The organism is Arthrobacter rhizophilus (assembly GCF_026241105.1).
Classification (GTDB): Bacteria; Actinomycetota; Actinomycetes; order Actinomycetales; family Micrococcaceae; genus Arthrobacter.
This window is the reverse complement of sequence record NZ_JAPFFT010000007.1, coordinates 147,552-161,187: the sequence shown is the minus strand read 5'-3', so window position 1 is coordinate 161,187 and position 13,636 is coordinate 147,552. Positions and strand designations below refer to the sequence as shown.

The window sequence follows — 13,636 nt, the reverse complement described above, 5'->3', positions numbered from 1 at the left end:
GGCGTGGACGGATAGTGGGCTGGTTAGCCTTTGAAGATCTGGCCCACGGAATAGACGGAGTCGCCGGCGATCAGGCCCGCTCCGATGAGGGAGACTTCGGTTTCCCCGTTTTGCGGCCGGTATTTGGTCCAGATGAAGCGGAAGAGCAGGGCTGTGAGGACGAGCCAGCCGGCGTTGGGGGTTCCGATGAGCAGTCCTGTTGCGAGCAAGACGCCCATTTGGCGTTTGGCGCCGCCGATGATCTGGATGATGGCTCCGGGGATGGCCCAGAGGATGAGGTTGCGGATGACGTCAGGGTTTGTCAGGCCGGCTTTGATGGTGTCCGCGTAGACCATGGCGGCGGGCGGGAGGTGTCCGGCGGTGAAGTAGGTGTTCCAGAGCAAGGCGACGAGGCCGATGGCGACGGTGAAGCCGATCATGGCGGAGAGCAGTTGCTGCCGGCGACCTTCGATTTCGAAGGCCGTATACGGCCGGTTTTCTCGGCGGAGGATCCAGCCTGCTTTGAGGTCGTAGCCCATGTCGGCGAACGCCGGGCCGGTGGCGGCGCAGTATCCGACCAGGAGGGCCAGGGGCACGGCGGGGATCTGGAGCAGCAGGCCGGCGACGAGGAAGATCAGTGTCACGGCGAAGGCGGGGAACCAGCCGGCGTGCATGGCGGCGAGGCCGACGATGAGTTCGTGGATGATCGCGGCGACGGCGGCGAAGAGGATCCAGGCGATCACTGCGGGGACGGACATCTGGGTCCAGATGCCACCGAGGGTGGCTAGGATCAGGGCGCCGGCGACGTAGAGGAAGTAGCCGGAGGTGAAGGTGCGGCGCAGCTTGCCAGCGCTGACAGTGGTGACAAGGGAGGGGTCTTCCGGTGCTTCCGCTCGGGCCTGGGCCAGGATCTGGTCTTTCTGCCGGTCTTTGGCGGATTTTTTGTCCAGGAGGATCCTTACTGCCTGGACCAGGGCGACGATTCCGGCGCCGATCATTACTCCGTGCGGGACATATATGGAAGAGAGGGTGAAGTGCAGGATCGCCGGAGCGTATTGGCTCACCAGGAGCCCGGCGGCGAACATTCCCAGTGCCCAGACGTTGCCGATCAGCGCGACTCCGGCCGCGGACATGGGCAGTCCGAATAAGGATGCTCCGACGCCGATGGCGCCTCCGGCGGCCATGAGGAGCGCCCGTTTACCTCCTTTGTCGCCGGCGAGAATGGTTTCGGCGGCGGCCACTCCCGGAGGCCAGGCTGCGTCGGCGGGGAGGAATCTGGACCCGAAGCTCTTGTACAGGATCCACGCGTCAATCAGCAGGCCCATTGACGCGCCAACGAGCATGGGACCGACCAGGTCGGTACGGCCGAACGCGAAGGGGACCGCGATGGGTGTGAGCAGTGAATTTGCGGCGGCGAAGGTGGCACCGGAAATGGCACTTTGCGCGAGGTTTTGCCGGTTGATGTCGCGCATCTTGGCCAGTCCGAAAAAAGAGATCCGGCCGATGATCATGGCGATGAGCGCGCCGATGACGGAGGTGTTGGCGGAGATGCCGATGGTGGTGATCATGTGCAGGCCGATAACGGCGCCCAGGATGCTCAGGAGAACGGTGACCACCAGGGTCACGGGCTCAAAGGCTCTGGGGTGGCGTGCTGTGGTGTCGTCTTTGACATTGAGAGGTTGTGCCATGGGAGGACTGATTTCTGTGGGAGGGATCGTTGGGGGTGGGGCGGTTCCTGCTCAGGCCGGGGTTGTGGCTGCGGCGAGTGTTTGATAGAGGTGCTGGAGCCTGGACATGGACCCGTAGCGGGTGGTCAGCTGTGCGTAGTCTTCGTCGTCGAAGAACGCCAGCTTGTCGCGTCCGAAGTCTTTGGCCGTTTCGATGACGAACCTGACGGCTGATTCGACGCTGCCCAGGTCGGTCGCTCCGGTGGCTGATCCGGGAACGGCCGAGATGGTGGTGATGGCCAGCCCGACGACGGGAGCGGTGGTCGCGGTGCAAGGCTGGACAATGGAGTTCATGTGGTAGACGTCGTTGCCGTAGGGGGTGATGTCCTGCATGGTGATCGGCAGGACCACCGGCGCCATCCCGGAGGTTTGTTCGGCGATGTCGAGCAGCGGCTCGGCCACGCGCAGGATCCACCCTTCTTTGATGGTGGGGGTGATGGCGAATCCGCGGTGGTTGCAGATGCGGTTGCCCTTCGTGGTGTCCACCGAGATGATTGCGTCCATGTCCGGGGTGACTTCGTACTTGTTGTTGATCGACATGTCGATCGAGGAACCCATGAACGGGACGGGGTCGTGGGGTTGCGTCGGGGCGTCGGGGTCGATGTGAGTGCTGACGATGACGTCGCCCTCGAGCTGGTCTCCGCGGGAGGCCATTTCCAGGAGTTTGGCCGCGGCGGCCACGACTGTCAGGGCACCGTCGCCGTCGGAGACGAAACCGATCTTTTCCGGCCTGGCTCCCAGTCCCCCGAGCCGGCCGATGATGCCGAGGGTCGGCGCCGTGCCGCCAGCGCTCTTGCCTCTGGTTCCCGGGATGAGAACGCGGACGAAGTCCGTGGCTCCGGCGTGGCCGGCGACGGTTTCCACGAAGACATCATCGGCTCCGTAGTTCTGCCATAGATTCCTTACCGCCTCACCGTTGACTGCCGGGCTGTCCAGCAGGTCGAAGGATTCCAGCACGTGCTTCCAAGACATTAGTTTTTGCTCCTTTTTTATGGGTCAATGCAAGTTTCATTGCGGCGCCGGGGTCTCCGGTGCCGTTTTTTGTTCTTTGGGATGGGTTAGCCGAGCAGCTCGGCGGCGATGCGCGCGGCGACTGATCGTGCCAGCAGGACCGGCAAACCGCTGGCTTCGATAACCTCGGAGCGCATCCGCGCCGTGTAGCCGATGCAGTCCAGAACGATGATCTCCGCGCCGTCGGCTCTGAGTTGTTCCGCGGCTGCGCCCAGGGATGCCAGGTCCGTGGAATAAGGGGTGGCTGCCGCCGTTGAGAGGGCCACCGTCCGGGGCAGGAGGGCCCGGTATTTGGCCTTCGCGTCCTCCTGCTGTTCGGCCAGGGGACAGATGATGCCGACATGAGGGCTCCGCGAGGCGACGGCGGCCACCACGTGGGCCAGTACGTGGTCCGGTTCAATCAGTGGTTTGATGTGGATGAACTCCGGGAATGTCCCTGTGCAGGCCAACAGGAGCACGTCGGTTTCGCCCTGCAGGTCCAGGATGGCGGCCTGGACCCGTCTCACCAGAGCTTCCTGGCCGACGACGGCGGCCGTCCCGTCCCGCAGACGCGTCGTCATGACATGGTCTCCGGGTACCGGAGCAAGTTCGGCGATTTCCGACGCCGAGAGCCCGTCCAAGGCGCCTCGTTCGGCGATGCGCACACCAGGAAGAAGGTCCGCGAGCTCCGGGGTGAGGTCCGTCCGCGGCGTCTGCCCGATGGTGATGACGCCCAGGGTCCGTGCGGTGCGGGCCAGGGCCGCAGGTGGTGGCATGTCGTTCATCTGAATCCTTCCCGGCGTCCCGCCGCAGCTTGCTGCCGGATGTGATCTGCCCGACATTTTGGAGTGCCTCAATTAGCCCACGGGATGCTCACCACAAACAATCAATTCCCACTATTTGGGAGGTGGAATCTATTTTTGGGACGGAAATTCGGGAATTTGCGGTTTCCGACTCCGGTGGCCCCTATGCTTTTCCCATGACGTTGTCCCCGCAGCCCCTTCCAGGCGCCGATGCGCAGTCCCCGCTCCAGACTGTTGACCGCGCCCTGGGGATCCTCCTGTCCTTCAACGAGTTCCGCACGGACTGGGGAGTTCTTGAACTGGCCGAGACCTTCGGACTGACCAAGTCCTCCGCCCAGCGACTCCTGGCCTCCCTCGCGGCCCAAGGGTTTCTCCGGGCCGACCCGTGGACCCGCCGTTACAGTCTGGGACCTGCCATGTGGAGGATGGCTTCCCTGTGGGAACGCACCGGGGGCCTGGCACGGCTTGCCGACACCGTCCTCACCAGGCTTTCGCAGGAAACCACCAAGACCACGTTGTTCGCCATCCCCGACGGGGCCTACGTCCGGTGCATCGCGGCCATCGACGGCCTCCACGGACCCCTCCGGTCCCATCCCCTGATCGGAGACCTGTACCCGGCCCATGCCGGGGCTACCTCGAGGTCATATTTCGCGTTCCTCAGTCCCGCCGAGCGCCGGAACCTGCTCCAGGGCAGGCCGCATCCAAGGTACTCCGAACACACCGAAGTCGATGAGCAGCGCCTCGAGGCGCTGTTTGATCAAACAGTCACCGACGGCTACGCCTTCTCCGAAGGAGAATATGACCCCTCCACCAGGGCGCTGGCCGTTCCGGTGCTTCTGGGACATCGCCCGGTGGGTTCCTTGTCCATCTCCGAAAGCAAGGTCCAACAGGACGGCACAGACCTGATGGACTTCCTGGCCCAACTTCTGGCAGCAGCCCAGGAACTCTCCGATTTATTGTCCAACAAGACAGCCGCACCCCAACGGAACTGGCGCCACGGCAAGAGCCTGTCCAACCAAACCCGGCCACGAACGAAAGCCTGAACACATGCTCGATCTTCTGCTGTTTTCCAACTCGACCAACGCCAACAGCGGCTACCTTGACCACGCCCGCGATGAGGTCGCACAATTCCTGGACGCGGTCAACGAAGTCATCTTCGTGCCCTACGCGCTGCAGGATCACGACGCCTACACCGCGAAAGTAGCTAAAGCGCTGGCTGCCCACAGCATCATTACCCGCGGGCTGCACACATTTGGCTCGCCCCAGGATGCGTTGGCCAAGGCCGATGCTGTCTTTGTGGGAGGCGGCAACACCTTCCGGCTCGTCTCACAGCTGCACCGCCAGGGACTCATGGATCCCCTGCGCGAGGCGGCTCAGTCCGGGACCAGGTATATGGGAGCAAGCGCCGGAACGAACATCGCTTCCCCGACGCTGCGCACCACCAACGACATGCCCATCGTCGAACCCCCGAGCTTCTCGACCCTGGGCCTGGTACCGTTCCAGATCAACCCGCACTATCTGGACGCGGACCCCGGCAGCACCCATGCCGGGGAAACACGCGAAACCAGGCTGAGCGAGTTCCTCGAAGAAAACGATGTCCCTGTCCTGGGCCTCAGAGAGGGAGCGCACCTGCGGGTCACCGGCACGGCAGGAGAACCCAACCTCACAGCCATGGTCGGCGGCACCGCCGTCACCCCGGGCCTCGGCCCGGCCATCACCTTCCGCAAAGGCACGCTGCCCCGGGAAACAACCGGCGACGTGAGCGCGCTCTTCGAAGCGCCCACACTATTCGACACGCCCTAACCCGCCGGACATCGCCACTCCGGAGCGCGTTGCGCCGTTAGTGGGCCCTACGGCGTCGGGAAATGAGCAGCGCAGCCCCGGCTCCCGCGAGCAGCGTGGCTGCGCCGGCAATCCAACCGACCCCACCGGACCCGGTATAGGCCAGCCTGTTCTCAGTTGTGCCTGATGCCGGGGTTGCGGAAGCGGCCACGACCACGGCTGTTCCGGTCTCGGTTGGCAAGGTTACCGACGGTGAACTGGTCGGTGTCGGAACCACGGTGGGTGTGGGAATGGCAGTGCTCGTGGGCGTCGGTGTCGGTGTCGGTGTGGCAGTGCTCGTGGGTGTCGGCGTCGGTGTCGGTGTGGCAGTGCTCGTGGGCGTCGGTGTCGGTGTCGGTGTGGCAGTGCTCGTGGGTGTCGGCGTCGGTGTCGGTGTGGCAGTGCTCGTGGGCGTCGGTGTCGGTGTCGGGAATGTGCATTCGGCCGTGTTCGTCACCGTGACGGTGTACTGCAAGGGGCCTTGAATGTGAAGCTCGGACGGGCCGAACCACTGCAGATCGTGCAGACGTCCGTGGTGAAGGCTTCGGGTCCCATCCGTGAAGGAACTGTTCACCGTGCAGTTGGGTAGGTTGATCTGCTCTTCGATGCTCACGGGCCTGCCGTGGTGGACGTAGTAGCCCTCCCCCCACGCAGCAGGATCGGCTACCTGTGGCACCGAGTTGGGGCCGTTGTCGTGGCTGAACGTCAGTTTGAGGGCTGCATTGAAGGTGACGCCGTCGAGGACGTCACCATTTTTGATGGTCTGGCCATTGACTATCCACACTTTGTTGACCGTGAGCAAGGCACAGTTGGGCATGGTGTTGGGCTTCGCAGGATCACAGGTTGAAAAGCCCGGAGTGGTGGGATCCGTCGGTGCAGTGGACGGTGAAACGGAGCTGGACGAAGCTGCGCTTCGCTGTGCCGCCGTCGCGGGGACCCCAGGAACTGGAACGGCTGGTTTTCCGGCAGTCTCCCCAACTGCCGGTGACCCCGAAGCTGCGGCTCGTGGCGGGACCGTGGTGGGTTGGGCCGCCGTGGCGGGCGCCGCCGGCGCCGGAACCGCTGGCTTTCCAGCGGTCTCCGAAACTGCCGGAGACCTGGAAATCACGGGAGCGAGCGGTGCTTTGGCAGCACTGACGCTGTTCTGTGTCCCGGTAGCCGTGGCCGGCTTGGCCGAACCATCGGCCAACGCTGCCCCTGCCGCAGTCAACAATAGTAACGGGATGCCGGCAAACACCGCTGCCCTCGTTGCCGGTTTGGAAATCTTGATCATGACTGTCTCCTCCAAAGATGCGCGTAAGTTCACGCCAGCCAGTCGCCTAATTCGGGCGGCTTTTAATTCATCGATTCGATGTTTAAAAAACGACTTCGAAGCCCCCAAAAAAGACGCGAGACGGGGAGCCTGGAGTTGCGAAGGCCCCTCCCAGGGTCCAGGAGGCACGAAGAGCGAGGATCGGGCTATTCCGGTAAGAGTGCCGACGACCGCTCTCGTCGTGCGCGAGCCTTCACTGTTAAAGAGGAAACACCGGCGGATTCTCGCCGCCGGTTCGCAAAGAATCTTTCCAATCGCGCTCTGCTGTGACTCCCCCGCTGGCCGAAACGCGTCGGCGACATGAGAACGGAGGACTGAATGGTTTTAGCACCCGAACCAAACGGAAGCTCGCAGGGCCCGACGGATCCACAGACATCAAAGCCCAGGCGTAGCCAAGAGCTCGGTCTCCGTCGGGCGCTTATACCGGCGCGTGACCCGACTCAAAGTGTGTCCCAGGCAGTTCGGCCGTCTGGGTAACCGTCAACTGCCTGGGACACGGCCTGACTCGCATTCCGAAGTGACCTCTCGCGTCGTCCCCACAAATCCGTCGAGAAGTCCGTCTCTCACGCGCCAAGCACCCTTTAAGTGTCCCGGGGGCGCAGATCGTGCCGTAATATCGGCGGTTTAATTCCTACTATCGGCTCCTACGGGCTTCCGGAATTTGCCTTACCAGATTGGCGACATGTTTCAGGCACTCAAGACACATACATAGTGCCTGGCATGCGAGAGGAGTCCGAAACTCGCCTCTGGCCTGTTAGGGCTCCGCCACGGAGCCGTCCTCCGTGGATCGCGTGTCAGGCCGTGCCACGGCGGTGGGGGACCCCATGCTTAACCCACCACACGGGTCACGCGCAGGGATCCACGGATCCCTGCAAGGCGTGCGGTCGGATCTGAGACCCCGGCCGCACGCCTCTTTACAACATCATGTTCAACACCTTTTCCAGGGCCCGATCCGCTCTTTCCAGAGAGACTTAGCTCGAAAGACGACGAAAGGTCCTCCATGGCTCACGCCGAGAACACGGTCATCATCAAACGTCCGATCAGTGATGTCTACGCCTTCATCGCCAATCCCCTCAACGAACTCAAATGGAGGAATGGAATCCAAAGCATCGCCCTCAAGAGCGGCATCGCAGGAACCGTCGGAGCTAGTGGCGCAGCTCAAGCACCTCAAGACCGCCGTGGGCTCGCACTGGAAATCGAACTTCGATGTGGTCTCCGGAAACCGAAGCCGTGCAGCAGCCGGGCGAGGCCAGGCCGTATCGAGACCCCGGGCAGCACCATGTATATGGTGAACCCATGAACGACACCAGCCTCACGCCCACCACCGGCGTACTGTTGGCCGGCGGCGCAGGGACGCGCCTGGGCCTCGGCCCCAAGGCACTGCTCCCCTTCCGCGGCCGCACCTTGGTGGAGTTACTCGCCAAGGTGTTGCTCGACGGCGGATGCCACGAGGTAGTGGTGGTGCTCGGTGCCGGAGCGGGGGAAGTCCGCCGCACCACGGATCTAGACGGATACCTCGTGGTGGACAACCCGGAGTGGGCGTCCGGCATGGCTAGTTCATTTCGGACAGGTATTGCAACGGCTGCCCGAGGCCACAACGTCCTCGTGGCTTTGGTTGACCAGCCCGGCCTCACTCCCGGGGTCGTCGCCAGGCTGCTGGCCGCGCACCGACCCGGCCGCGTGACGGCTGCGGGGTACGCGGAAGATGCCCTCGACGGCAGTGCACCCGCAAAGCTGCGGCGTGGCCATCCCCTGATCATCGACGCCGCCCTCCGCGCCGAGGCAGCCGAGTCCGCCGCGGGCGACGCCGGAGCTCGCCGTTTCCTCAAAGCCCACCCGGGACTGGTGGACGTTGTGGACTGCAGCGACCTCGCCGATGGAACAGACGTAGATACCAAGGCACAGCTCCACCTCCTGACCGACTAGCTCAAATGCGAACCAGTTGGGTGGGGGCGGCGGCATCCTTGAGCGCCAGGTAGATCTTGTCCCGAGCGATGGGGAGCTCCGCGAACCTCGCTCCCGTAGCGTTCCGGATGGCGTTGGCCAGCGCGGGCGCCACGGGGTTGAACGGGCTCTCGCTCATGGACTTCGCACCGAGGGGCCCCATTTGATCGTTCGTTTTCGCGAAGTAGACCTCGCTGCGCGGCACGTCTGCGAAAGACGGGATGTGGTACTGCCGCAGGATGTCCGTGGTGACCCGTCCGGCGTCGTTCACGCGTACTTCCTCATACAGCGCCACACCGAGCGCCTGCGCGATTCCGCCTTCCACCTGGCCGCGGCACTGCCGCGGATTGACCACGACGCCGGCATCGGCGGCCTGCACGCTCTGCAGGATCCGCAGCTCCCCCGTTCCGGTGTTCACGGCGACTCGGAATCCGTGGACGTTGAAGGCGACCGAACGCGGTGTTCCACCCCAACGGCCCTCTGCGGCGAGTTCCACGCCCTGCTGCTGCGCGGCGTCGTACACCTCTGCGAGCGCCAGGACCCGCGGGCCGCAGCGCACCGCACCGTCCTCGAGCACGCAATCCGCCGCCGGAACAACGGCGAACGCGGCCGCTACAGACCGGATCCGGAGCGCCAGCTCTTGCGCCGCGAGCAAGGTGGCCTGCCCGGCCACCACCGTGCCCGCGGAGCCGAAAGCGCCGGTATCGTGCTCCACGAGGTCCGTGTCGGACTGACGCACGGCCACCTTCGACGCCGTGGTGGACAGGGCGGTCGCAGCCAGTTGGGCGTGGACCGTGGTGGTGCCGTTGCCGAATTCGGCGGTCCCGACGGCGGCGTCGAACGTACCGTCCGGCAAAAGCCTCAGGCGCGTGTGGGCGAAGTGACCGCGAGGCGGAACGGTGTCGATCATGGACAGCGCTGAACCGACGCCGGTGGCCCACTCCGGGCCAAGGTGGTCGAGGCCTGCGTCCCGGTAGCGTTGCGCGCCGCGCTCAAGGGCGTCCCGGACCAAAGCCACGCACTGGTCCAGGCCGTAACTGCCGTAGAAGACGTCCTCCTCCGGTTCCGGATTCGTCGAAAGCATGTCATCACCCGGCCGGACCATGTTCTTGAGCCGGAACTCCAGGGGGTCCATGCCGATTCCGACGGCGAGCTCGTCCACGGCGGATTCGATCGCGAAGATCATCTGGCTCAGCCCGTAGCCGCGGAAGGCGCCGGCCGGGACGGTGTTGGTGTAAACAGCCTGGGCATCCACCTTCTTGTTGGCGCATTTGTAGACGGCCAAGGATTCGCCGCAACCGTGGAACATCACTCCGGGCGCGTGGTTTCCGTAGGCGCCCGTGTTGGTGACCACGTCCAGCTGCAGCGCCGTCAGGTGCCCGTCCCGGGTAGTCCCGGCCTTGACCTTAATGGTGAAGGGGTGGCGTGTGGTGGTGGCGGTGAACTGCTCGTTGCGGGTGAACTCCACCTGCACGGGCCGGCGCAGCTTGAGGGCTGCCATGGCCACGAGGTCTTCAGTGAGCACTTCCTGCTTGCCGCCGAACCCACCGCCCACGCGTCCGGCCACCACGCGGATGCGGTCTTCGGGGAGATCGAACACGCGGGCCAGGGTGCGCCGGGCAAGGAACGGCACCTGGCTTGAGGAACGGACCACCAAGCGCTCCTCCCCGGGCTTCCCGGAGGGTTCCAGCCACGCGATGGAGCAATGGGTTTCCATCGCGACATGCTGCACCCGTTGGGTTTGGTATGTGTTCTCGTGGATGAAAGAGGCCGCTGCAAATCCGGCTTCCACGTTCCCCAGCTCGGAATGGACCTCTGCCACGACGTTGTTCTGCGGGCGGGAAATCCGGGCCGTTTGTGCATTCTTCTCCCCGTGGATGGCGGGGGCGCCGGGCCGCAACGCCTCCCGTGGCGAGAAGACAGCGTCGAGGAGTTGATACTCCACCTTGATGGCCCGCGCTCCGGCTTCCGCTGCGCCCACCGATTCGGCGACGACGGCGGCAACCCGCTGGCCGATGAATCGCATCACGCTGTCGAGCACCCGGGTGTCGTCGGGATCATCGGTGTAGAGCTCGTGCTGGGCGGTGGAGAACAACCGGGCCGGCGCGTCCTCGTGCGTGAACACGGCAACGACTCCAGGTACCCGGAGGGCCGCCGTCGTGTCGATCGAGACAATTCGGGCGTGCGCGTGCGGCGAGCGCAGCAGTTTGAGGTGCAGCAGCCCGGGGAGTTGTTCCGCGGGGACGTCGAGCGTGTAGCGGGCAGTGCCAGTGACGACGGCGCGACCCGCCGGGGCGGGAACGTCGTCACCGAGCTGGCCGGTGTTTTTTACTTCCGGGCCGGAACTTACTGCCGCGCCGGACTGAGCCGCCGCGCCGGCGTCGGGCGCGTGGGTGTGACTGCCGCACACAGCGTCCGCGATAGAGCGGTAACCAGTGCAGCGGCAAAGGTTTCCCTTGAGGCTGCGCGGGAGGTTGGCCTTCTGTTCGTCGTCGAAGGTAGCGGCGGTCATCATCATGCCCGCCGTGCAGAAGCCGCATTGGAAGCCCTGGTTTTCCACAAACTGCTGCTGCACAGGATGGAGCTCTCCCCCGCTGGACAGCCCCTCGATGGTGGTGACCGAGTGCCCCTCGGCGCGGACGGCCGGGTAGATGCAACTGTGCACGGGCGTACCATCCACGTGGACGGTGCAGGCGCCGCAGTCGCCGCCGTCGCACCCCTTCTTGACGCCGAAATTGCCCTGTTCGCGCAGGAATGTCCGCAGGCACTGGCCCGGGCGGGGTGCGGCCTCGGTGGCGGTTCCGTTGATCTCGATTGCCATGCTCAGGCCTCCTTCTGCTTTGCTGTGTCCCTAAACGCGGGCTGGGTGGACGGTTGTTGTGAGGTGGCATGCGGTGGCCAGAAATCGCCCGAGACCGTAAACGGCCCTCCGTGTCCAGCCGGGTCGAGCAGTTCCATGCGGATCTCCTCGGCAAGGCGAACCGTCATGTCGCGACGCCATTCCGGGAGCCCATGGATGTCGTCGTGGTACAGCTCCGGAGGGATGGAACGCTCGACGGCGGCGGCTAGCTGGCCTGCGTCGAGCACCTGGGCGGCGGCGAACCGCAGCTGCACGGGCCGTTTGGTAGCGGCGGTGACGGTGAGGACCAGGCTGCCATCGGCGTCGAGCCGTCCGATCAGCAGTACCCCCGATCGCCCGAGGTTGCTCAGCGAGAGCCGACGGAAGGCCACCCGCGCGGACAGAGCCGACGCCGGCAGCTGGATACTGCGGAGGAGCTCGCCGGGTGCCAAGGAGTTCTTCCCGTCCCCGGTGACGAACTCCGCCACTGGGACAGTACGGCTGCTGCCGTGCCGGCCAAGGATGGTGGCCGTGGCGTCGAGGCCGGCGCACAGCGAAATCATGGGCCCGGCAGGGAGCGAGGTGCAAACGTTGCCGCCCACGGTGGACATGTTCCACACCTTGAAGGAGGCCACGAAAGAATCGCAGCATGGGCGGAAAACATCAAGGCCGGGCCAGTTCCGGCCGGCCACGGCGTCCGAAACCGGGAGCGCGTACAGCTCGGCAACAGTGCAGGTGGCGGCAAGCTCTACGCCGGAGTCGCTCACGGTCACGGACTGCCAGCCTGCTTGGCCCAGGTCGAGCAAGCGCTTGAGCGGTTCTTCGCTGCCGACCGGACTGCCGTAGGAGAACAGGACAGTGCCGCCGGCAAGCCAGGCGTCGCCGTCGCGCCATTGGCCTGGATCCGTGGTGGCAACCACGGACTCGATGGTGTTCATGTCCACTGGGTCACCTTGCTGTGTTCTGGAGTGCTGTGATCGGGGGTGCGGGTTTCGGGGGTGCTGTGATGAATCGGTCCTGTGCCGTCTTTGAGCGAACCCCGGCCGGACGTGGCTTGGGGCGCGCGGGACGTGAGGATCTCGGCCGTAATGGACACCGCAACTTCAGCCGGGGTGACCGCACCAAGGTCCAGCCCAATGGGCGAATGAAGCCGTTCGAGCGCCTCGGCCTGGGTGCCGTTGGCCAGCAGTCCGTCGATCCGCTGCCGGTGGCTGCGCCTCGAACCCATGGCCCCTACGTAGGCAAGATCCAAAGCAAGGGCGGTTTCCAGCAGGGGAATATCGAACTTGGGATCGTGGGTCAGCACGCACACCACGGTGCGGGAATCGATCCGGCCGGCGGCTGACTCGGCGGCAAGGTAGCGATGCGGCCAATCCGTGACGAGGTGGTCTGCGGCGAGGAAACGGCCTTGGCTCGAAAACGCGGGACGGGCATCGCACACGGTGACGTCGTAGCCGAGGAGTTTCCCGGCAGGGAGCAGCGCGGCGCCGAAGTCGTTGGCGCCAAAGATGAGCATGCGGGCCGCGGGCAAGCGGCTTTCGACGAAGAGGGTAATGGGTTCGGGTTCCGGTACGGTCCCGCAGCCTTCAGCCGGCGCCAGCCGGACCAGCCCTGCGCGGCCACCACGTAAGAGGGGCTCGAGCTGGGCCGCGGCCGCGCGAATCACGCCGGCATCCCCGCCCAGGAGGTCCGAGAGTTCCTGCGAACCCGCGGCGGAAAAAACGGCCGGATCAGGAACGACGACGGCGCCTCCCGCAGCGTCGAGCCTGCGGATGAGTGCCATGGAGGACGGCCAGCCGCTCGCGGTGTTCATCCCTCCGCTGACCGCGTTCAACGCGGCCAAGTCCAGCCCTGCGACCCCGGTCGGCTGGATGTGGACTTCCAGTTCGCCGCCACAGGTGAGCCCGACGGCGAACGCGTCCTCGGCGCTGTAGCCGAACGACTCAAGGCGGCTGCCGCCGTCGCGCATTGCCTCAAGCGCGGCCTCCACCACGGCACCTTCCACGCACCCTCCGGAGAGGCTGCCGAGAACATCGCCGTGTTCGGAGACCAGCATGGACGTGCCGAGGGGCCGGGGCACGGAGCCTCCAGCGGCCACGATGGTGGCGACTGCGCATCGCTCGCCAGAGACCGCGGGCCGCCAGGTGCCCAGCGAAGGCATCAAATCCAGCATGGCAACACTTCCTTTACCGAGGTCCCGGACCGGAGACCCGCCCGGGGC

At 65.1% G+C, this 13,636-nt stretch carries 11 protein-coding genes; 4 read left to right on the top strand and 7 right to left on the bottom strand.

The genetic code is table 11. The features are described from left to right. Window positions 1-23: 23 nt before the first annotated feature. The 3 genes from OOZ51_RS08505 to OOZ51_RS08495 form a co-directional block, all read right to left on the bottom strand. A complete protein-coding gene (locus tag OOZ51_RS08505) occupies window positions 24-1,667 on the bottom strand; it encodes an OPT/YSL family transporter (protein WP_265978904.1) in 1,644 nt (547 codons plus the stop codon). A gap of 51 nt (window positions 1,668-1,718) precedes the next feature. Then, entirely contained in the window at window positions 1,719-2,678 is a 960-nt protein-coding gene (locus tag OOZ51_RS08500; RefSeq protein ID WP_265978902.1) for a DUF1177 domain-containing protein, read from the bottom strand. Between the two features lie 86 nt (window positions 2,679-2,764). Further along, window positions 2,765-3,481: an AroM family protein gene (locus OOZ51_RS08495; RefSeq protein ID WP_265978901.1), complete on the bottom strand. Its 717-nt coding sequence runs from the start codon at window positions 3,479-3,481 to the stop codon at window positions 2,765-2,767. Between the two features lie 194 nt (window positions 3,482-3,675). Between OOZ51_RS08495 and OOZ51_RS08490 the strand changes: the two genes are divergently transcribed. Further along, on the top strand, window positions 3,676-4,542 hold the full coding sequence (locus OOZ51_RS08490; protein WP_265978900.1) for an IclR family transcriptional regulator: 867 nt from the start codon (window positions 3,676-3,678) through the stop codon (window positions 4,540-4,542). Between the two features lie 4 nt (window positions 4,543-4,546). Continuing rightward, on the top strand, window positions 4,547-5,302 hold the full coding sequence (pepE, locus tag OOZ51_RS08485; protein ID WP_265978899.1) for a dipeptidase PepE: 756 nt from the start codon (window positions 4,547-4,549) through the stop codon (window positions 5,300-5,302). Between the two features lie 37 nt (window positions 5,303-5,339). Here the strand turns inward: pepE and OOZ51_RS08480 are convergent, their stop codons facing one another. Then, window positions 5,340-6,593: a hypothetical protein gene (locus OOZ51_RS08480; protein WP_265978897.1), complete on the bottom strand. Its 1,254-nt coding sequence runs from the start codon at window positions 6,591-6,593 to the stop codon at window positions 5,340-5,342. A gap of 1,039 nt (window positions 6,594-7,632) precedes the next feature. On the opposite strand from OOZ51_RS08480, the gene OOZ51_RS08475 reads away from it, so the two are divergent. Continuing rightward, complete coding sequence (locus tag OOZ51_RS08475; protein WP_265978896.1) at window positions 7,633-7,932, top strand: SRPBCC family protein; 300 nt, start codon at window positions 7,633-7,635, stop codon at window positions 7,930-7,932. After that, a complete protein-coding gene (nboR, locus tag OOZ51_RS08470) occupies window positions 7,929-8,558 on the top strand; it encodes a nicotine blue oxidoreductase (protein WP_265978895.1) in 630 nt (209 codons plus the stop codon). Before OOZ51_RS08475 ends, nboR begins: the two co-directional genes overlap by 4 nt. A 1-nt stretch (window position 8,559) precedes the next feature. Here the strand turns inward: nboR and OOZ51_RS08465 are convergent, their stop codons facing one another. Genes OOZ51_RS08465 through OOZ51_RS08455 form a run of 3 tightly spaced genes read right to left on the bottom strand, consistent with a single transcriptional unit; the run spans window position 8,560 to window position 13,588 of the window. Further along, a complete protein-coding gene (locus OOZ51_RS08465) occupies window positions 8,560-11,397 on the bottom strand; it encodes a molybdopterin-dependent oxidoreductase (RefSeq protein WP_265978894.1) in 2,838 nt (945 codons plus the stop codon). Window positions 11,398-11,399: 2 nt separating this feature from the next. Then, a complete protein-coding gene (locus OOZ51_RS08460) occupies window positions 11,400-12,359 on the bottom strand; it encodes an FAD binding domain-containing protein (RefSeq protein WP_265978892.1) in 960 nt (319 codons plus the stop codon). Next, on the bottom strand, window positions 12,350-13,588 hold the full coding sequence (locus tag OOZ51_RS08455; protein ID WP_265978891.1) for an XdhC family protein: 1,239 nt from the start codon (window positions 13,586-13,588) through the stop codon (window positions 12,350-12,352). Before OOZ51_RS08455 ends, OOZ51_RS08460 begins: the two co-directional genes overlap by 10 nt. Window positions 13,589-13,636 lie beyond the last annotated feature (48 nt).